We start from the raw sequence: 20432 nt of genomic DNA on the forward strand, positions 1-20432 counted from the left end.
AGGGTAGCTGTTACCGGACAATGTTCCGAAGGATCTATGTCGTTGTGAGGAGGATTAAAGAGGGTTACGAAAAGCTTTTGCGGTCGGAGATGTTTTTGACGCAGAAGCTTTTCATGTTTTCAGAATGGTAGATTTGAAATTGGGGGGAGAGCCATGGGCGGAGCTGAAGAAAAGAGAAAGCGGCTGGAACTGCTGATGAAGCAGGTTGTGATGCCGACGGGAGTGGTTGAACCTTATTTTTTGGACGGTTGGATTGATCAAGTGGAGATTAGCCGTACCAATAAGGATTGGAATATCACTATTGCCAAGGAGACACTGGTCCCCGCTCAGGTGTATCGTACGTTCTGTATTCAAGTACAGGAAAAAATGAGTCACATCGCAAAAATTACGTTCCGTTTTCAGTATAGTGAGATTCAGCCGGGTGATATCATTAGTGAATACTGGAAACTTTTTCTAGAGTGGGTACATCGTGAGATTCCTTCTGTTAACGGTTGGTTGAATCGGGCTGTGCATGAGTGGGAAGACGGTCTATTATTGCTAACGATGAGCGACAGTATGTCATTGGAACTGGCGCGTAAAAAGCAGATAGATCAAGCTATCATCAAATTTTACAATAAATATTTTGGGCTCTCTATGCGCATTAAAGTCCAGGTGGGTGAAAGTAACCAGGAGGCATTACAGCAATTCCAAGAGAAGAAGATGCAGGAAGAACGCGAAGTTATTCAGCAGATGATGGAAAGTATGGAATCCGAAATGCCGCCTTTGGACGAAGAAGAAGGAGACGTGCGGCTTCAATTTGGTTATGACATCAAAGAACCGGCTGTTCCGATGCAAGATATTCAGGACGAAGAAAAGAAAGTCACCTTACAGGGGACAATCTTCGGTTTGGATAGTAAAGAATTGCGCAATGGCAGTACGTTGTTTACGTATTATTTGACCGACTTTAGTGATTCCCTGCAAATGAAAATGTTTGCTAAAACTAAAGAAGATCTGAAGATCCTCAGTTTGTTGGCTAACGGGAAATGGGTCAAAGTGCGGGGGCGAGTTGAATATGATCGTTTTATGCAAATTCCCGAGCTGGTTATGATTCCTTCCGATCTAGTTGAAGTACAGGCTCCACCCACACGTAAGGATAAGGCAGAGGAAAAACGGGTTGAGTTCCATCTACACACAAAGATGAGTGCAATGGATGCTGTCGCCTCGATTGATCAATACGTCAAAACAGCCGCCAAATGGGGGCACAAAGCGATTGCGGTCACCGATCACGGTGGTGTGCAATGCTATCCTGATGCAGCAAAAGCAGCAAAGAAAAACGGAATTAAAATGATCTACGGTATTGAGGCTAACGTGGTTAATGATGCCGTTGAGGTTGTAATGCAGGCACAACCATTAAATTTGAAAACAGCGACTTATGTCGTTTTTGATATTGAAACCACCGGTTTATCGGTTACACAGAATAAAATTATTGAGATTGCGGCTGTAAAAATGCATGATGGCAAAGAAGTTGATCGTTATGCTACCTTTGTCAATCCGCATGAGCGTATACCCTACAATATCCAACAACTGACCAACATTAACGATGAAATGGTCAAGGATGCGCCGGATGTAGAACCTGTTATGAAGGAGTTTGTAGCTTTTGCTGGCGATGCTGTATTGGTTGCCCATAATGCGCGATTTGATGTCGGCTTTATCCAGGCCACCCTTCGAAATATGGACTTGCCTGAAATGACCAATCCGGTACTGGATACGCTCGAACTGGCTCGTTTACTGTTTCCAACGATGAAAAACCACCGTCTGAATACGCTGACGACCAAATATAAAGTGGCGCTCGAAAGCCATCACCGGGCCATTGACGATACAGTCGCACTGACTGAAGTGCTGAATGGCTTGCTGAATGATGCGGAACAAATTAAGGGTTTAAAAATGCTCGATCGTCTGAATGATTATGTGGGTAAGGATTTATCTACCGTTCGTCCTTTTCACTGCTGTATTTATGCCCTCAACCCGATTGGTAAAAAAAATCTGTACAAGCTGGTTTCGATGTCTCATACCGAATATTTCAAGCGTGTGCCTTGTATTCCTAAATCAAAATTGTCAGAAATGAGAGACGGATTGCTTATTATTTCTGGCTGCGAAAAAGGAGAGTTCTTCGAGGCTGTGTTGAACAAGTCCGAGGAAGAGGCCGAGGAAATTGCACAGTTTTATGATGTGTTGGAGATTCAGCCTTTGACAATGTATATGCATCTAGTGGAAAAGCAATTGGTAAGTGGGCCTGATGCTCTGAAAACGGCGATACGCAAAGTATGCGAAATTGGTCGGCGACTTGATAAGCCCGTAATTGCCACAGGTAATGTTCACTATTTGGAAACTCGCGATAAGCTGTACCGTGATATTACGATACACGGCATTACGGGATTTAGCCCGCTAAAAGATATTCGTAAGCCAGATGCGCATTTACGCACCACAGACGAAATGCTGGCAGAATTCGAGTTTTTGGGCGAGGAGAAAGCCTATGAAGTCGTTGTGAAGAATACCATTGAGCTGGCGGATCGGTTTGAGGAGCTGGAGCTGTTCCCTGACAAGCTGTTTACACCTTTGCTGGATGGGGCGGACGAGGAAATCCGCAACACTTGCTACGAGACGGCTAAATCCATCTATGGTGAGGAATTGCCCGAGGTGGTTGTAGCCCGCCTTGAAAAAGAACTGGAGCCGATTATTAAATACGGTTTCTCTGCCAATTATCTCATTTCCGAGCGTCTGGTTAAAAAGTCTAATAAGGATGGATATCTGGTAGGTTCACGGGGTTCTGTTGGATCTTCTGTGGTCGCTACCTTTCTCGGAATTTCCGAGGTTAATCCACTGCCTGCACATTATATTTGTGGTAATCCAGAATGCAGACATAGCGAATGGATTTTGGACGGTAGTGTGCCGAGCGGATTTGACTTGCCAGACAAAAACTGTCCGAACTGTGGTGGCAAATTGAAGGGTGAGGGACAGGATATTCCGTTTGAAACGTTTCTTGGGTTTAAGGGAGATAAAGTTCCCGATATTGACTTGAACTTCTCTGGCGAATATCAGCCTGTCGCACATAACTATACGAAAGTATTGTTTGGTGAGAAAAGTGTATTTCGTGCTGGAACCATAGGTACAGTTGCCGAAAAAACTGCTTTTGGCTTTGCAAAGAAATATGAAGAGGCGCATCATAAAAAATGGCGTGGGGCTGAGCTGAACAGGCTGGCTTCGGGCTGTACAGGGGTCAAACGTAGTACAGGGCAACATCCAGGCGGAATTGTCGTTGTTCCCGATTATATTGAGGTCGAGGATATTACGCCGGTACAGTATCCCGCCGATGATACAAGCTCGGAATGGAAAACAACGCATTTTGATTATCACGCTTTTGATGCGAATTTACTCAAACTCGATATTCTGGGTCATGATGATCCGACTATGATGAGAATGCTTCAGGATTTGACCGGTGTCGATCCTACGACCATTCCAATGAATGATCCTAAAGTGATGAGCATGTTCAACTCCACGGAGGCGCTCGGTGTAACCCCCCAGCAAATCCGCACGCCTGTAGCAACCTATGGTGTACCGGAGATGGGAACGAAGTTTGTACGCCAAATGCTAGTAGAGTCGCAGCCAAGTTCTTTTGCTGATTTACTGCAAATATCCGGACTGTCTCACGGCACGGGCGTATGGCTGGGGAATGCACAGGAACTGATTAAGAATAATACCTGCAACATCAAGACTGTAATTGGTTGCCGTGATGATATCATGTTGTTTCTGATTTACAAGGCAGGGATGGACGCAGGTCTGGCCTTTAAAATTACGGAGAGCGTACGTAAAGGTAAGGGGCTTAGTGCCGAATGGATTGAGGAAATGAAAAAATGCAAGGTGCCACAGTGGTACATTGATTCCTGTCTGAAAATCCAGTACATGTTTCCGAAGGCGCATGCTGCAGCCTATGTTATTTCAGCAGTGCGCACAGCGTACTTTAAGCTGTATCATCCGATTGAATATTATGCGACTTACTTTTCAGTACGTGCAGCCGATTTTGATATTGAGCTGTGCTGTCAGGGATATGATGCAATCGCGCGGAAGATTGTCGAAATTGAGCAACTCGGCTTTCAGGCACCGCCCAAAGAAAAAGGGATGCTTCCGATCCTAGAAATGGCTCTGGAAATGACGGCTCGCGGGTTTAGTTTTAAATCCATTGATTTGTACCGTTCCGAAGCTACACGCTTCAAGGTCGATGGAGATTCACTCATTCCGCCATTCGGAGCTCTTCAGGGAATTGGAGACAATGCAGCACGTAACATCGCAGCCTCCCGTGAACAGGGTGAATTTTTGTCTGTCGAGGATTTTCAACAAAAATCGAAGGCAAGTAAAACCATTGTCGAAATGCTATCCCAGTTGGGATGCTTTCGAGGTCTGCCAGAGAGTAATCAGCTGTCTCTGTTTTAATCCGAACTACAGTAGTCAAGCTCTGGCACTTGTCACATAACTATGGTTATGTTATAATTTTTTTGGTAATCATGGAGATAAAACCGTTGCTAAAAGAGTGGGGAAACCCACTCTTTACTGTTTGATATACAGTTACAACGTGAAAAGGTTATTTTTGGGCACGAAACCGGTACGCCGGTTTATTTGCAGTGAGCCCGAAATGAACATTACATCAAATGAAAATGAAAATGCCGGTGATGGAGAAGCATTGTCCATGGCAATAGGGCGTCTTTTTTTCACCACAGGAAAGTTCACTTTTGGAGGTTATAATCTTTGAGCACACCAAAGATCAAATCAGTAGTAGAAGAAATGGCCCAACCTTACCTCGATGAGCATGGTTTTGAACTGGTCGATGTCGAGTATGTCAAAGAGGGCAGCAATTGGTTTCTTCGCGTTTTTGTAGACAAAGACGGAGGAATTGATCTGGACGACTGCAGTATGATCAGTGAATATCTGGGGCAAAAGTTGGATGAAAATGACCCTGTTTCTACAGCATATTTTCTGGAAGTGTCTTCACCAGGCGCCGAAAGACCGCTAAAAAAAGCGGAGGACGTTACTAAAGCGGTAGGCAAAAACGTATTCGTTACTACATACGAGCCGATCAACGGCCTGAAGGAATTCGAAGGTCGTTTGCTTTCTTTTGAAGATGGGGAACTCACCGTTCAAAGCGGACAAAAGAAGCATGTTATACCTTATGACAAGGTAGCTGGTGCAAGGCTCGCGATCATATTTTAATTCAGATTTGACTGTTGCTGTTTGACATGTACTACATGTTTTTTTACCTCGTGTGCCGACCAGTACGCAGGTGCATCATTTGAAAGGGGGAGCAGTAATCCATGAGTATGGATTTTATTGAAGCAATGAACGAGTTGGAAAGAGAAAAGGGGATCAGCAAGGATGTGCTGTTTGAGGCCATTGAAGCAGCCTTGATTTCCAGTTACAAACGGAATTTCAACACCGCACAAAACGTGCGTGTTGATATGAACCGCAACTCGGGAGTCATTAAGGTATATGCCCGCAAGCTGATCGTTGAGGAGGTATTGGATCCTCGCACCGAGATTTCGTTGCCTGCAGCCCGTGAGATTAACCCGCATTTTCAGTTGGAAGATATCGCTGAAATTGAAGTCACACCACGTGATTTTGGACGGATTGCTGCACAAACTGCGAAGCAGGTCGTGACCCAGCGTATCCGCGAAGCGGAACGGGGACTGATCTACAACAAGTTTGTGGACAAGGAAGAAGATATTGTAACAGGAACTGTACAGCGCCAAGACCCACGTAATATTTATATTGATCTTGGTAAGGTGGAAGCGGTTCTTCCGTTGGGCGAACTGATGCCTAATGAGAAATTTAGCCATCTGGATCGAATTAAGGCTTATATCACCAAGGTAGAAAACACAACCAAAGGACCGCAAATTATGCTGTCCCGATCACATCCGGGTCTGCTTAAGCGTTTGTTCGAACTCGAAGTGCCTGAAATTTTTGATGGTGTTGTAGAGATTCGTTCCGTAGCGCGTGAAGCAGGCTTCCGTTCTAAAATCGCGGTTCATTCCCGTAACGCCGAGGTTGATCCGGTCGGCTCTTGTGTGGGTCCTAGAGGTACACGTGTACAGACCATTGTAAATGAGCTGCGTGGCGAAAAAATTGACATTGTACGTTATTCCGATAATGTTGATGAATACGTGGCTAATGCGCTGAGTCCATCCAAGGTGCTCGAAGTGCAAGTATTTGAAGAAGAGAAAATGGCGCGTGTTATTGTGCCTGATTATCAGCTTTCTCTTGCTATTGGTATCAAAGGGCAAAATGCTCGCCTTGCTGCTAAGCTTACGGGCTGGAAAATTGATATTAAGAGTGAAACACAGGCGGAGGAAGAACTCGGCAGACCGAGAACATCCACCGATGAAATGCATCAGGATTCCGTTTCTGTAGATTAAGCGGAGTGTAGGGGGGTTAATGCATGAAACAGAGAAAGATACCTTTGCGCAAATGTGTGGCCTGTCATGAAATGATGCCAAAGAAGCAGTTGATCCGTGTCGTCAAAACCCCTGAAGACGAAGTGTTGATTGACTTGACTGGCAAAAAGTCGGGACGCGGCGCTTACTTGTGCGGCAAAGCCGCCTGCTTCAAGCTGGCTCAAAAGAGCAAGGCACTGGATCGAGCATTGAAGCACTCGGTTCATCCTGATATTTATGAGCAGCTAAGTCGTGATTTTGCTGCCGTCGAGGAAGAATTCCTGGCGGCACAAGGCAGCGTGCAGGATGAATAAGGCGCTGTCTGGATTGGGTCTTGCCATGAGAGCTGGCAAGCTGCTAACAGGTGATGAGATCGTTTATAAAGCGATCAGGTCTTCAGAAGCCAAGCTGGTCATTCTTGCGAAAGATGCTTCAATGAATACTCAAAAGAAATTCCGCGACAAATGCGGGACGTACAAAATCCCCTTATTGATAGGATTTGACCGGGAAAGCTTGGGAAGCAGTATCGGCAAACCTGAACGGGTTGTGCTGGCTGTGACGGATCAAGGATTCGCGAAATTGATCAAGAAACATGCGGGGATAATGTCGGAGGTGGAGTATATTGAGTAAACAAGAAAGCAAAGACAAAGTGCGGGTATACGAATACGCCAAATCGTTGAACATGAGCAGCAAAGAAATTATCACCATTCTTAAACGGCTGGATATTCCCGTGAACAACCATATGAGCGTCATGGAACATGATGCCGTAGGTAAAGTGGAAAGTTTTTTTAAGAATATTAAATCCAATGCTGCGGCCAAGCAAGGCGGGGCAGGTACGGCGCAAGTAAGCTCGAATCAGGCCGGTTCAAGCCAGAATAGTAATCATTCAACTGAGCAAACCAAAAATCAACAGGAAAAGCAGGTAAGTATGAATAGGACAAACAACAACCAAAACAGTAACCGAAGTAGCGCTCCAAAAGCGCAAAGCAGTCAGCAGGGCGGTCAAAACCGCAGTCAACAAAGTACTAGCAGACCCACTGGTCAGCAAAGTACACAGAACCGCAGTAATGGTCAACAACAGGGAGGACAACAGCGTCCCGGCGGTAACACAGGTTCGCGTCCTCAAGGTAACCAAAGCACTAACTCACGCCCTCAGGGAAGTAGTCAGGGTGGTACGGCTGTAAGAACATCATCCTCCACAGGTAGCAACAATGCGAACCGTAGTGGTGGCAACCGTACAGGTAGTAACTCCAGCAACGGTGGTAACCGTTCCGGTCAAGGACGTTTTGACGATAACCGTCAAGGCGGCGGACGCGGTGGTAACGGTGGTCGTGGAGGCAATAATCGCGGCGGCAGCAATCGTGGCGGGAAATTTAACAATCGTGGTAAAGGTCAACAACAGGAGCGTCGCGAGAAAATCGACAACACGCCTAAGAAAATTATTGTGCGTGGTGAGATGACCGTAGGCGAAACAGCCAAGCTTCTTCATAAGGATGCGTCAGAAGTCATCAAAAAGCTGATTGTGCTCGGAACAATGGCGACCATCAACCAGGAACTGGATATGGATACCATCCTCTTGCTTGCCGGAGACTTTGGTGTCGAGGTAGAAGTGAAAATTCCTGTCGAAGAAGATCGTTTTGAAACCGTGGAAGAAAATGATGATCCTGCGGATCTCAAAACACGTCCACCGGTTGTAACGATTATGGGTCACGTCGATCATGGTAAAACAACTTTGCTGGATGCCATTCGCTCGACTAATGTAACCGGTGGCGAAGCTGGCGGTATTACACAGCATATTGGTGCATACCAAGTTGAAATTAACAGCAAAAAAATCACTTTCCTGGATACACCGGGTCACGAAGCCTTTACTGCTATGCGTGCACGTGGTGCCCAAGTGACAGATATGACGATTATCGTGGTTGCAGCTGACGACGGTGTTATGCCACAGACGGTCGAAGCTATTAACCATGCGAAGGCGGCAGGTCTGCCCATTATCGTAGCTGTGAACAAGATCGACAAACCGGATGCCAACCCGGATAAAGTGAAGCAAGAACTCACTGAATATGAATTGGTACCTGAAGAGTGGGGCGGCGATACAATTTTCGTCAACGTTTCCGCGAAACAAAGAATGGGTCTGGAAGACCTGCTCGAGATGATTCTGCTCGTAGCTGAAGTGAATGAGTACAAAGCGAACCCGAACAAACGGGCACGTGGTACCATCATCGAGGCAGAACTGGATAAAGGTCGCGGTTCTGTAGCCCGTATCCTCGTTCAGAACGGTACACTGAAAGTCGGCGATGCTTTCGTAGCGGGTAACTGCTTCGGACGTGTGCGTGCCATGGTCAACGATAAAGGTCGTCGTCTTAAGGAAGCAGGTCCTTCCACTCCAGTTGAAATTACTGGTTTGACAGAAGTTCCACTTGCTGGCGATCCATTCATGGTGTTTGAGGATGAGCGCAAAGCTCGTGCTATTGCTGACAGACGTGCGATCACGCAACGCCAATCTGATCTGGGCAGTAATACCCGTGTAACACTGGATGACCTGTTCCAACACATCAAGGATGGCGAAATGAAGGATCTGAACGTCATTATTAAAGGTGACGTACAAGGTTCCGTCGAAGCGTTGAAAGGTTCCTTGAACAAGATTGAAGTCGAAGGTGTGCGCGTTAAAATTCTTCACAGTGGTGCAGGAGCAATCACCGAATCCGATATTATTTTGGCAGCAGCTTCCAATGCTATTGTCATTGGTTTTAATGTTCGTCCGGATAACCAGGCGAAATCTACAGCGGAAGCTGAAAAAGTGGATATTCGTCTACACCGTGTCATTTACAATGTCATTGAAGAAATAGAGCAAGCCATGAAGGGCATGCTGGATCCTGAATATAAAGAAAATGTGATTGGGCATGCTGAAGTACGTAACGTATTCAAAGTTACTAAAGTCGGTACGATCGCTGGTTGTATGGTTACATCTGGTAAAATTACCCGTTCAGCAGAAGCACGCCTGATTCGTGATGGTATCGTCATTTTTGAAGGTAAAATCGACTCACTGAAACGCTTTAAGGACGACGCAAAAGAAGTTGCCCAAGGTTACGAATGTGGTATTACCCTTGATGGCTATAATGATGTTAAGGAACTCGACATTATTGAAGCGTTCGTCATGGAAACAGTGGAGCGCTAACGGCAGAGAGGTGAGCATCCATGGCTAAAATACGTACAGGTCGGGTTGGCGAGCAGATCAAGAAGGAGCTAAGCCAACTCATACAAACTGAATTAAAAGACCCCCGCATCGGTTTTATCACGGTAACGGGTGTCGATCTTACAAATGATTTGTCCCAAGCGAAAATATACTTGAGCGTGCTCGGGGATGAAGAACAAAAAAATTCTTCCCTGAAGGCATTGGACAAAGCGAACGGTTATCTTCGTTCTGAACTCGGCAAACGGATACGGCTGCGCCATATTCCTGAGTTGATTTTCAAAATTGACGAATCTATTGCTTACGGTAGTCGAATTGAAAAACTGCTGAGTGATATCGACAAGGATGAAAAATAAAACTTTTAGTTTGTCTGAAGGAACCATGAACTGAATGTAAAGGAGAAGGCAATGCATACCTATGAACAGGCGCTTCAACAAGCGAAGGAATTTATTCTGGAGCATGATGATTACCTGATCGTATCGCATGTACAGCCGGACGGAGACGCAGTCAGCTCCACCGTAACGGTGGGCTGGCTTCTCTCATGTCTGGGGAAGAAATTTACCATGCTAAATGAGGGACCTATTCCCAAGCGTATGGATTTTTTATGGCATGCCGATGAGATTATGGATATGAGCCAGCAACCGCCAGAACGGAAATACAACCGGATCATTTGTGTAGATTGTGCGGATTACCGTCGTGTTGGTTTGACAGAGCAGTTTTTTACGGAAGATGCCATTATCCTGAATATTGATCATCATCCAACGAATGATGCGTATGGTACAGTTAATGTGATTAAGTCGGATGCTGCGGCAACAGCAGAAATTCTTTTTGACCTACTGAAAAAGTTTGCAGTAACCTGGGATGTCGAAATAGCTACGGCTCTATATACAGGGTTGCTAACGGATACAGGAGGTTTCCGTTACTCCAACACTTCACCGAAAGTGATGTCTACTGTGTCACAGCTACTTGCTTACGGTGTAGATGGTCCATCTTTATCCGAGAAATTGCTTGAGGAAATGACTTTTCCACAAATGAAGGTGCTGACAAAAGCATTGCAAACGCTCACGATGTCGGAGGATGGAAAAGTTGCTTGGGTCGTAGTATCACCTGACGACATGACGGAATGTGGCGCTGTAAATGAGGACTTGGAAGGCATTGTGAATTATCCAAGAAATATTCGTGGAGTTGAGGTAGGCATTTTCTTTAAGGTTATTAATGATCAAGCGGTCAAGGCCAGCTTGAGGTCGGCAGGAAATGTTGATGTAGCTGCGCTGGCTCAATCATTTGGGGGCGGTGGACATGTACGTGCAGCTGGCTGCCGTCTCGAGGGTAAGCTGGGAGATATCATCGAGACAGTTGTAGGGCGGGTGAAGTCTGAGCTATGAACCCGATAAAGAAGGAACAGACAACTTGGGAAGGCGTTCTACCTGTCTATAAACCTGCCGGATTTACCTCTCATGATGTGGTGGCCAAGGCTCGCCGTTTATTAGGTATGAAGCGAATCGGACACACTGGAACGCTTGATCCGCAAGTAACCGGTGTTTTGCCCTTGTGTCTGGGACGTGCCACCCGTGTGGTGGAATACATGCAAGAGCGGCCCAAGGAATATCGGGCTACACTGCGATTAGGAATTGCTACGGATACCGAAGACCTGACTGGGAAAATCACGGAAGAGAGTGAATGTCCAGTAGAGGTGACGGAAGTGGAAGTCAAAGCGGTTTTGAAACGTTTTGTTGGTACGATTTCCCAAGTGCCTCCAATGTTCTCCGCGCTAAAAGTGGATGGCAAACGTCTATATGAACTGGCTCGAGAAGGCAAAACCGTGGAACGCAAAAGTCGTGAAGTGAGCATTTACGAGTTGGAAATGACGGGATTCGCGGAGACGGGGGCGTATGTGGATATTTCTTTTCGTGCCTTATGCTCCAAAGGTACTTATATCCGTACACTATGTGTTGATATTGGCCGTGAATTAGGATATCCTTCAACGATGGTTAAGCTGGAGCGAACCATGTCTGCGGGAATTCCTGCGGAACGTTGTCTGACTTTCGAAGAGATAGAGCGTTTCGTAGCGGATGGTAGTCTTGGAGAGCGACTTATTACAACGGATCAGGCGATTGACTATATGCCTGAGCATATAGTGGCTGAAGCCAAGGTAACTGCGGCTCTGCAAGGCCAACGTCTGTCGCTGAATATGATTTCACCACCTGTGACGGACAACCAGCCCTTCCGTTTGTATAAAGAGGATAAAACGTTTTTAGGCATATATGGTCGGGATGAATCAGACGCGATCGCTCCAGTTAAAGTTTTTTTACCTTGAATTGTGCTATAATTTTGACGAAGTTAGTCAAATGATGTGAAATGCAGGTGAATTAATAATGATTACCGTATCGTTATCTTATCCATTGAGTGATGAGCTTTTGCAGCAATGGGGACGTCCACAGGTCACGGCGATCGGTCAGTTTGATGGTCTTCATCTGGGACACGCAAGCGTGATACGTAAGGCCGTTGCGCTGGCTCGTGAACAGCAAGTGCCGGTATCTGTCATGACATTTCATCCTCACCCAAAGGAAGTCATGAAAAAAGGCGATTATGAAGGTTATTTAACACCGCTTGCGGACAAGCAGACTATTCTGGCTGATATGGGTGTGGACGTACTTTATATTTTGAGTTTTAACGAAGAATTTTCTAAGGTCAGCCCTGAGGCGTTTATAAGCGATGTGCTGCTTCCGTTGCAAATTCGAACAGCGGTAGTAGGCTTTGATTTTCGGTTTGGCCACCGGGGAGCCGGGCATGAGGATACCCTCCGTAAGCTGGGAGGAGAGCTGATGTCTGTACACACCGTATCACCGTTCGAACTGGATGGGGACAAGGTGAGCAGTTCTGGCATTCGCCGTGCTTTACAGAACGGGGATATAGCACATGCCTCTCGCTGGTTGGGACGTCCTTATCGTATCCAAGGTACTGTAATGGATGGAGAGAAGCGCGGACGTACGATCGGTTTTCCGACCGCTAATCTCAAACTGGATGATACCTACGTGATTCCGATCAAGGGTGTATACGCTGTACGGGCGCTTGTAGGCGATCGTTGGATAAATGGTGTAATGAATGTAGGGGTTAAGCCTACTTTTCATGAAGGTGTGCTGAATCCGTCGTTTGAGGTACACCTATTTGATTTTAATCAGCAAATTTATGGGAATTCTGTGCTTGTGGAGCTTCACCATTACATCCGCCCTGAACGCAAATTCTCTTCGGTGGATGAGCTGATCAGCCAAATTGGCAATGACGCACAAACGGCTAAAAAGCTGTTAGGCTAATTTATTTACATAAGACAGGCGCTGTGTTATACTGACTTATGTTGTGTAAACAACGATGAACCTTAGCTTGGTTGTCCGCTTTCACCGGCGGCTACGAGGCTAATGGCGATTATAATGAAGGAGGTGAACAGGATGGCATTGACTCAAGAGCGTAAACAGCAATTGATCGAGGAGTACAAAACTCATGAATCCGATACAGGATCACCAGAGGTACAAATCGCTATCCTTACTGAAAACATCGTCAACTTGCAAAGTCACTTTCGTTCGCACAAGAAAGACCATCACTCCCGCCGCGGGTTGTTGAAAATGGTCGGTCAGCGTCGTAAACTTTTGGCTTACCTGAAGAAGACTGATGTTAAACGTTACAGTGCGTTGATCGAGCGTCTCGGACTGCGTCGTTAATTTTCAGACATGTAATGAGAAAAGAAGCCTGGTTGTTCACCGCTTGTCCCTGCTAAGGCGACGGCGGACAGCAGCCGGGTTCTTTTTTGAAATGAGGAATCTTTTTTTGAATTACATATCCTGATTTGTCTGCTAGCTTCTTATGAATAAGCCCTGCGCAGGAAATACTGGATATGTATAGAACTTTTACAATGAAATGAAATGGAGGGATACCATGGAGCAACGCGTAGAAATGCAGCTCGGCGGAAGAAAGCTGGTGCTGGAAACAGGACGTCTTGCGAAACAAGCCAATGCGGCAGTTAAAGTGAGCTACGGAGAAACAGTTGTGCTTTGTACCGTGACCGCTTCCCGTGAACCGAAAGATTTGGACTTTTTTCCCCTGACCGTAAACTATGAGGAAAGATTGTATGCTGTAGGGAAAATTCCTGGCGGATTTATTAAACGTGAAGGACGTCCGAGTCAAAAAGCAATTTTGTCCAGCCGTTTGACAGACCGTCCAATTCGCCCATTGTTCCCGGAAGGTTTCCGGAATGATGTACAGGTGTTGAACCTGGTTATGAGTGTCGATCAGGATTGCGAACCTGAAATTGCAGCAATGATCGGAACCTCGGCAGCACTTAGCATTTCGGATGTACCTTTTAATGGGCCAATCGGTGGAGTCGCTGTAGGACGTGTAGACGGGCAATTTGTGATTAACCCGGATATTGCACAGCAGAATGCAAGCGATCTGTACCTGGTTGTAGCCGGAACGAAAGATGCCATCATGATGGTAGAAGCCGAGGGCAATGAGATTCCAGAGGAAGTTATGCTGGAAGCTATTATGTTCGGTCATGATGAGATTAAGAACATTGTGGCAGTCATTGAACAATTGGTGCAAGTAGCAGGTAAAGAAAAAATGCAGGTTAAACTGCATGCTGTTGATGAAAAAGTGAACAGTGAAGTACGTGCTTATGCAGCTGAACGTTTAATGGAAGCTGTTAAAATTGCAGAAAAACACGCCCGTCAAGAGGCGATTGATGCAGTCAACGAAGAGACAGTTGCCCATTTTGAATCACAATACATAGAGACACCTGAGCTTTTGAGCGACGTGAGCGAAGTTCTCTATGATATCGTCAAGGAAGAAGTACGTCGTCTGATCACGCATGATAAAGTGCGTCCTGATGGTCGTAAGCTTGACGAAATTCGTCCGATTGAAAGCGACACTAGCATTTTGCCGCGTACTCATGGTTCGGGCTTATTTACACGCGGTCAAACGCAAGCACTTAGCATTTGTACACTTGGTGCATTGGGTGATGTACAAATTTTGGACGGTATTGATCTGGAAGAAACAAAACGCTTCATGCATCATTACAATTTCCCGCCATTCAGCGTAGGTGAGGCTCGTCCTTTGCGTGCGCCAGGCCGTCGTGAAATCGGACATGGTGCTCTTGGTGAACGTGCACTTTCCAAAGTAATTCCTTCCGAAACTGAATTTCCATACACCATCCGTTTGGTTTCCGAGGTACTGGAATCAAATGGTTCGACTTCACAAGCTAGTATTTGTGCAAGTACACTGGCTATGATGGATGCAGGTGTACCGATTAAAGCTCCGGTTGCAGGTGTAGCGATGGGATTGATCAAGGATGGAGACCATGTTTCCGTATTGACTGATATCCAAGGGATGGAAGACCACCTGGGCGATATGGACTTTAAAGTTGCTGGTACCGCGGAAGGCGTAACTGCCATTCAAATGGATATTAAAATTAACGGTATTGACCGCCAGATTTTACAGGATGCGCTCAAGCAAGCTAAAGAAGGACGCTTGTTCATTCTTAGCAAAATGATGGAAGCGATCCAGAAGCCACGTGAGCAGTTGTCTCAGTATGCTCCAAAAATTATGACGATGCACATTAACCCGGACAAAATCCGTGATGTTATTGGAGCTGGTGGTAAAATCATCAACAAAATCATCGAAGAAACCGGCGTGAAAATCGATATTGAACAAGATGGTCGTGTGTTCATCGCTTCCACAAATCAAGAGATGAATGAAAAAGCACGTTCCATTATTGAGGGTATCGTAAAGGAAGTCGTGGTCGGTGAGATTTACATCGGTACAGTAAAACGGATTGAGAAATTCGGTGCATTTGTTGAAATTTTACCGGGCAAAGATGGTCTGGTTCATATTTCTCAACTGTCTACTGAACGTGTAGCCAAGGTTGAAGATGTAATTGCTATTGGGGATACAATTACGGTGAAAGTAACCGAAATTGATCAACAAGGTCGTGTCAATCTGTCCCGTAAGGCTGTTCTGACTGCAGAAGCACCTGCAAAATCCTAGGTACCTGCATGTTGCAGACTAGAAAGGCAGGAGTAGCTTTTCGTATTAATAGTACAAGGGATTTGAATAGCATTGTTTAAACTTTTGGAAAGAGGCAGAGCTACGTTTCTGGCTCTTTTTTCATACATATGCACAAGCTTCGCCAAAGTAGGCTTCTAGAGGCTACTGCGTCATAGTTCTTGTCCTCCCCGCATACAATGTGGACAAACGGGCGGGAGGATGAAGGAATCATGAGTAGGGCAAAAAGAGCAGTGTGGGTGGTAGCCAGTTTAGCCATCACACTGGTAATCGGACAGTTTAGCGGGGTTCGTGACTTCGCTAATCAATTACGCAATGGAGACGCTACAGGAGTTGGGGAGCCTAAAGCTGAAACAACGATGGCGATGGCGGCTTTACCCGATAATGCGCTTATGCAGCGACTAAGAACAGAAGCAGCCCGTCAGCGGCGGGAACCAGTTGATGCCAAGATCGACAGGGTATGGAAGGCTATTCCAGGCTATAACGGACTGGAGGTGGATTTGGATGCTACCTATCGCAAAGCGATTGCATCTCCGGATCGACCCATTCAATATGTATATCGGCAATTGGCACCTAAAATACATTTAAATCAGCTTGGTAATGTTCCAATTTACAAGGGGAATCCCGAAAAGCCAATGGTATCCTTCATGATCAATGTAGCATGGGGGAATGAATTTATCCTGCCAATACTGAACACGCTGGATCAGGAAAAGGTCAAGGCTACATTTTTTCTTGATGGAAGTTGGCTGAAAAAAAATCCTGAACTCGCCAAGGAGATTCAAAAAAGAGGACATGAGCTTTCGAATCATGCTTACTCTCATCCGAATATGAGCCGTCTGAGTCGGGCCAGAGCCACACAAGAAATTGAAAAGACACAAGAGCTTCTTCAAGAAACTTTGGGCGTCAAAAATAACTGGTTTGCCCCTCCATCGGGCGATTTTAATCAGCAAACGGTGGATATAGCAGCAGAACGTGGGCTCAAAACAGTGTTGTGGACATTGGACACTGTAGATTGGAAACATCCGTCACCGGAATCGGTGATTAACAAAATCAGTAGTAAGGTTGAATCAGGCACACTGATATTAATGCACCCAACAGATTCCTCAGCGGCTGCTCTCAAAGGCATGATCCATGCCATTCGTAGTAAGGGACTTGTGCTCGGAACTGTCAGTCAGACACTTTCCCCTGATCGACAGCTACCTGCTCTGGTTGAGTGAACGTCTTTTTTCTGTTAGGATTGAACATTATGGCTAAGTATGCAATTCAGTTTAGGAGGGCCAATCGTGGAAAGAATTCAACTCAAAAACGGCCTAAGAGTGGTCATTGAAAAAATTCCAACCGTGCGTTCTGTTTCTTTCGGTATCTGGGTTAAAACCGGCTCCCGAAATGAAACGCCGGACAATAGCGGTATTTCTCATTTTATCGAACACATGCTTTTCAAAGGAACAGAGCGTTTTAACGCTAAGGAAATCGCTGAGCAATTCGATGCCATCGGAGGAAATGTTAATGCTTTCACTTCGAAGGAATATACATGCTATTATGCCAAGGTGTTGGATGAGCATCTACCGATCGCAGTTGATGTGCTGTCTGATATGTTTTTTAATTCCAAACTAGATCAGGAAGAATTGGCAAAAGAGAAGAATGTGATTTTGGAGGAAATCTCCATGTACGAGGATACACCGGATGATATGGTGCATGATCTTGTATCTCGCGCGGCCTATGGTGAACATCCACTGGCTTATCCGATTCTCGGAACCGAAGATCACCTGCTTGCTATGGATAGCTCACATCTTAGCCATTATATGAGGGAGCATTATACAATCGACAATACAGTTATCAGTGTGGCTGGTAATGTTGATGATCGCTTGGTAGAATTGTTGGAGCGACATTTTGGACATTTTGATAATCATGGAACCGTTTCGCCGCTGACAGTACCTGCGTTTAAAGGTGAGCTGTTGTATCATGAGAAAGCAACGGAGCAAAATCATATTTGTTTATCCCTGCCTGGATTTGCAACGGGTGACGAACTCCAGTATGCTATGGTTTTGCTGAATAACGCGATCGGCGGCGGCATGAGTTCACGTTTGTTTCAAGAAATTCGGGAAAAGCGTGGACTGGCTTATTCGGTCTATTCCTATCATAGCTCCCATGCGGACAGTGGTATGTTCACGATCTATGCAGGTACGGCTCCTAAGCAAACAAAGGACGTGCTGGATTTGACGCTGGAGCTTTTACGAGATGTGGCTGTCAACGGTTTGGACGCTAATGAGCTTCGTAAAGGTAAGGAGCAATTAAAAGGAAGTTTGATTTTAAGCCTTGAAAGTACAGGTAGCCGGATGAATCGGCTTGGAAAAAATGAATTGATGCTTGGTCAGCATTATACGCTGGATCAAATGATCGAGCATATCGAGCAAGTGACGGCAAATGATGTGAATAAAGTGCTGGATCGGATGTTCTCGGAGCCGTTTGCCCTGTCGATGGTGGGAGCGAGTGATTCAGCGGTAAAGGATATGAGGAGGGACTATTTTGTTAACTTACGTGGAAATTAACAGACTCGCGGGCAATGAAGATATTGAGCTGCCCCGCAAAATGTCAGAGCTTGCATCAGGGTTTGACTTGTATGCAGCAGTACAGGAAAATCTGGTACTGGAACCCGGCAAACGTTGCCTCGTTCCAACTGGATTTGCAATAGCTATGCCAGCGGGATTGGAGGCACAGATCCGTCCGCGAAGTGGACTGGCTCTTAAGCATGGTATTACTTGTCTCAATACACCGGGAACGATTGATGCGGATTATCGTGGGGAGATTAAGGTACTTCTTATTAATTTGGGCGAGGAATCGTTCACGATTACGCGCAATGAGCGAATTGCACAAATGGTATTTCAGGTTGTACCTGAGGTAGAGCTGAAACAAGTAGACCATTTATCTGAAACAGTGCGTGGTGCTGGAGGCTTTGGCCATACAGGACGCTGAGGTTATGGTTGGTTTGCGATATACGAATGTCTATTTTGTAAAATCTTCAAATTTCTTGCTTAAGAGTAAGCATGCAAATAAAGGTCGCCTCATAAAGGGGCGGCTTTTTTTTGTGTTTTTTCACCCCTCTCCGGGCACTCGCATAGACTAAAAGCATATCGTGTCTCGGAAAGGAGTGATCCGGATGCTAACAGGAATACGCGTCGTTGTTTTGGGTGGCGATGCGAGGCAGCTTGAGGTAATCCGCAAATGTGTGGACATGGATGCTACCGTCAGTGTGGTCGGTTTTGACAAGCTTGAAGTACCACTCAAAGGAGTGACACTAGAACCAATGTCTGTCAAGCTGCTGGAATCGTCAGACGCACTGATTTTGCCGGTGGTGGGATGCGATGAGGAAGGCAACGTAAATGCACTTTTTGGAGCACAGAAGCTCCAGTTTCTGAATGAGCATGCTGCTGCTCTTCCACCGCATTGTGTTGTATATACAGGGATGGCGCGGACGTACTTAAAAGAAATTTGTACCAGACATGAGTTAAAGCTGGTAGAGCTGCTGGAGAGAGATGATGTGGCCATATACAACTCTATACCTACGGCCGAAGGCGCACTGATGATGGCCATTCAGCATACCGATTTTACGATTCACGGTGCAGATTGTATGGTTCTAGGCATGGGACGGACTGGATTTACCATGGCAAGGGCACTACAGGGGTTGGGAGCCAGAGTGAAGGTTGGAGTACGGCGGGCAGAGGATGCAGCGAGAGCCGTGGAAATGGGTTGGAAGCCTTTTATGACAAGGGATTTAGCGCAAGAGACAAAGGGAGTTGACTTGATTTTTAATACGATACCCTCTATGATTATCACAGCGCAAATCCTGTCTAAATTGCCATTGAGCACCGTGATTATAGATCTTGCTTCCGCCCCGGGCGGATGTGATTTCCGTTATGCGGAAAAGCGTGGAATCAAGGCTATGCTTGCCCCTGGTCTTCCCGGTATTGTTGCTCCCAAAACTGCTGGTGCCATTATAGCGAATACGCTGGTGCAGTTGTTAATGGAAGATAATCCTGATCGGGGGGATGCACAATGAGTTGGCAAGGGAAAACAGTAGGTTATGCAATTACAGGCTCACATTGCACATTTGAAGAGGTAATGCCTGTTATACAGCGCTTTGTTGATGAGGGTGCGAAGGTCATTCCTATTATATCCAATACAGTACTAACAACGGATACTCGCTTTGGTACTTCGCAAAGTTGGCAAAAACAGTTGAAAGATATAACAGGGAATGATATCATTTCTACAATTGTGGAGGCTGAGCCACTGGGTCCCTCCCAAATACTCGATGTGCTGGTGATTGCACCTTTGACGGGGAATTCAATGAGTAAGTTAGCGAATGCGATGACAGACAGTCCGGTTTTGATGGCTGCCAAGGCGCAATTGCGCAACGGTCGTCCACTTCTTTTAGCCATATCTACTAATGATGGACTGGGTCTAAATGCTGCCAATATCGCCAAATTACTCGTAGCCAAAAATATCTTTTTTGTGCCGTTCGGACAGGACAATCCAGTTAAAAAGCCGAACTCGCTTGTAGCTAACATGGAGTTGATTCCCGAGGCTGCTTATGAAGCATTGCAAGGTAAACAGCTTCAGCCGATGATTGTGGAACGCAAGACCCCATGAAGTACTATAGTTAACTGCTGAGCATCCCTCGCCTAGAAGATGATTCGATATTGTATCGAGTCTAATTTCTTGTTGGCGGTGGA

Annotated in this window: 17 protein-coding genes; all 17 read left to right on the plus strand. The window is 45.9% G+C overall.

The genetic code is table 11. The annotated features are described in order from the left end of the window. Nucleotides 1-153 precede the first annotated feature (153 nt). A complete protein-coding gene (locus tag NSQ58_RS23800) occupies nucleotides 154-4467 on the plus strand; it encodes a PolC-type DNA polymerase III (RefSeq protein WP_341058316.1) in 4314 nt (1437 codons plus the stop codon). A gap of 312 nt (nucleotides 4468-4779) precedes the next feature. Further along, complete coding sequence (gene rimP / locus NSQ58_RS23805) at nucleotides 4780-5241, plus strand: ribosome maturation factor RimP (RefSeq protein ID WP_013309926.1); 462 nt, start codon at nucleotides 4780-4782, stop codon at nucleotides 5239-5241. Between the two features lie 101 nt (nucleotides 5242-5342). Then, nucleotides 5343-6440 carry a transcription termination factor NusA gene (nusA, locus tag NSQ58_RS23810; RefSeq protein ID WP_013309927.1) on the plus strand — a complete coding sequence of 366 codons (1098 nt, stop codon included), beginning with the start codon at nucleotides 5343-5345 and terminating at the stop codon, nucleotides 6438-6440. Between the two features lie 23 nt (nucleotides 6441-6463). Continuing rightward, the gene (rnpM, locus tag NSQ58_RS23815; protein WP_007430067.1) at nucleotides 6464-6772 is read left to right on the plus strand and encodes an RNase P modulator RnpM; all 309 of its coding nucleotides are present in this window, start codon (nucleotides 6464-6466) and stop codon (nucleotides 6770-6772) included. After that, entirely contained in the window at nucleotides 6765-7088 is a 324-nt protein-coding gene (locus tag NSQ58_RS23820) for a L7Ae/L30e/S12e/Gadd45 family ribosomal protein (RefSeq protein WP_013309928.1), read from the plus strand. Before rnpM ends, NSQ58_RS23820 begins: the two co-directional genes overlap by 8 nt. Further along, nucleotides 7081-9636, plus strand: a complete 2556-nt coding sequence (gene infB / locus NSQ58_RS23825) for a translation initiation factor IF-2 (RefSeq protein ID WP_028542714.1) — start codon at nucleotides 7081-7083, stop codon at nucleotides 9634-9636. The genes NSQ58_RS23820 and infB overlap by 8 nt, the downstream gene beginning before the upstream one ends. A gap of 20 nt (nucleotides 9637-9656) precedes the next feature. Further along, nucleotides 9657-10007: a 30S ribosome-binding factor RbfA gene (rbfA, locus tag NSQ58_RS23830; protein ID WP_010346342.1), complete on the plus strand. Its 351-nt coding sequence runs from the start codon at nucleotides 9657-9659 to the stop codon at nucleotides 10005-10007. 51 nt (nucleotides 10008-10058) lie between these two features. After that, nucleotides 10059-11036 (plus strand): DHH family phosphoesterase, encoded by a 978-nt coding sequence (locus NSQ58_RS23835; RefSeq protein WP_209941789.1) that lies wholly within the window; start codon nucleotides 10059-10061, stop codon nucleotides 11034-11036. Beyond that, entirely contained in the window at nucleotides 11033-11968 is a 936-nt protein-coding gene (gene truB, locus NSQ58_RS23840; protein WP_341058317.1) for a tRNA pseudouridine(55) synthase TruB, read from the plus strand. The genes NSQ58_RS23835 and truB overlap by 4 nt, the downstream gene beginning before the upstream one ends. 58 nt (nucleotides 11969-12026) lie before the next feature. Next, nucleotides 12027-12965: a bifunctional riboflavin kinase/FAD synthetase gene (locus tag NSQ58_RS23845; protein WP_023988220.1), complete on the plus strand. Its 939-nt coding sequence runs from the start codon at nucleotides 12027-12029 to the stop codon at nucleotides 12963-12965. Between the two features lie 132 nt (nucleotides 12966-13097). Next, entirely contained in the window at nucleotides 13098-13367 is a 270-nt protein-coding gene (gene rpsO, locus NSQ58_RS23850; protein WP_007430074.1) for a 30S ribosomal protein S15, read from the plus strand. A 214-nt stretch (nucleotides 13368-13581) separates the two neighbouring features. Next, nucleotides 13582-15684, plus strand: a complete 2103-nt coding sequence (gene pnp, locus NSQ58_RS23855; protein WP_023988221.1) for a polyribonucleotide nucleotidyltransferase — start codon at nucleotides 13582-13584, stop codon at nucleotides 15682-15684. 230 nt (nucleotides 15685-15914) lie between these two features. Continuing rightward, nucleotides 15915-16919 (plus strand): polysaccharide deacetylase family protein, encoded by a 1005-nt coding sequence (locus NSQ58_RS23860; protein WP_179085422.1) that lies wholly within the window; start codon nucleotides 15915-15917, stop codon nucleotides 16917-16919. 66 nt (nucleotides 16920-16985) lie between these two features. Continuing rightward, nucleotides 16986-18251, plus strand: coding sequence for a M16 family metallopeptidase (locus NSQ58_RS23865; RefSeq protein ID WP_341058318.1), 1266 nt, complete (start codon nucleotides 16986-16988; stop codon nucleotides 18249-18251). After that, the gene (gene dut / locus NSQ58_RS23870) at nucleotides 18229-18675 is read left to right on the plus strand and encodes a dUTP diphosphatase (RefSeq protein WP_023988224.1); all 447 of its coding nucleotides are present in this window, start codon (nucleotides 18229-18231) and stop codon (nucleotides 18673-18675) included. The genes NSQ58_RS23865 and dut overlap by 23 nt, the downstream gene beginning before the upstream one ends. Nucleotides 18676-18859: 184 nt before the next feature. Further along, the gene (gene dpsA / locus NSQ58_RS23875) at nucleotides 18860-19759 is read left to right on the plus strand and encodes a dipicolinate synthase subunit DpsA (RefSeq protein ID WP_028542709.1); all 900 of its coding nucleotides are present in this window, start codon (nucleotides 18860-18862) and stop codon (nucleotides 19757-19759) included. Then, nucleotides 19756-20349, plus strand: coding sequence for a dipicolinate synthase subunit B (locus tag NSQ58_RS23880; protein WP_023988226.1), 594 nt, complete (start codon nucleotides 19756-19758; stop codon nucleotides 20347-20349). Before dpsA ends, NSQ58_RS23880 begins: the two co-directional genes overlap by 4 nt. Nucleotides 20350-20432 lie beyond the last annotated feature (83 nt).

Source organism: Paenibacillus sp. FSL M7-0134 (genome assembly GCF_038007865.1).
Taxonomy (GTDB): Bacteria; Bacillota; Bacilli; order Paenibacillales; family Paenibacillaceae; genus Paenibacillus; species Paenibacillus polymyxa_B.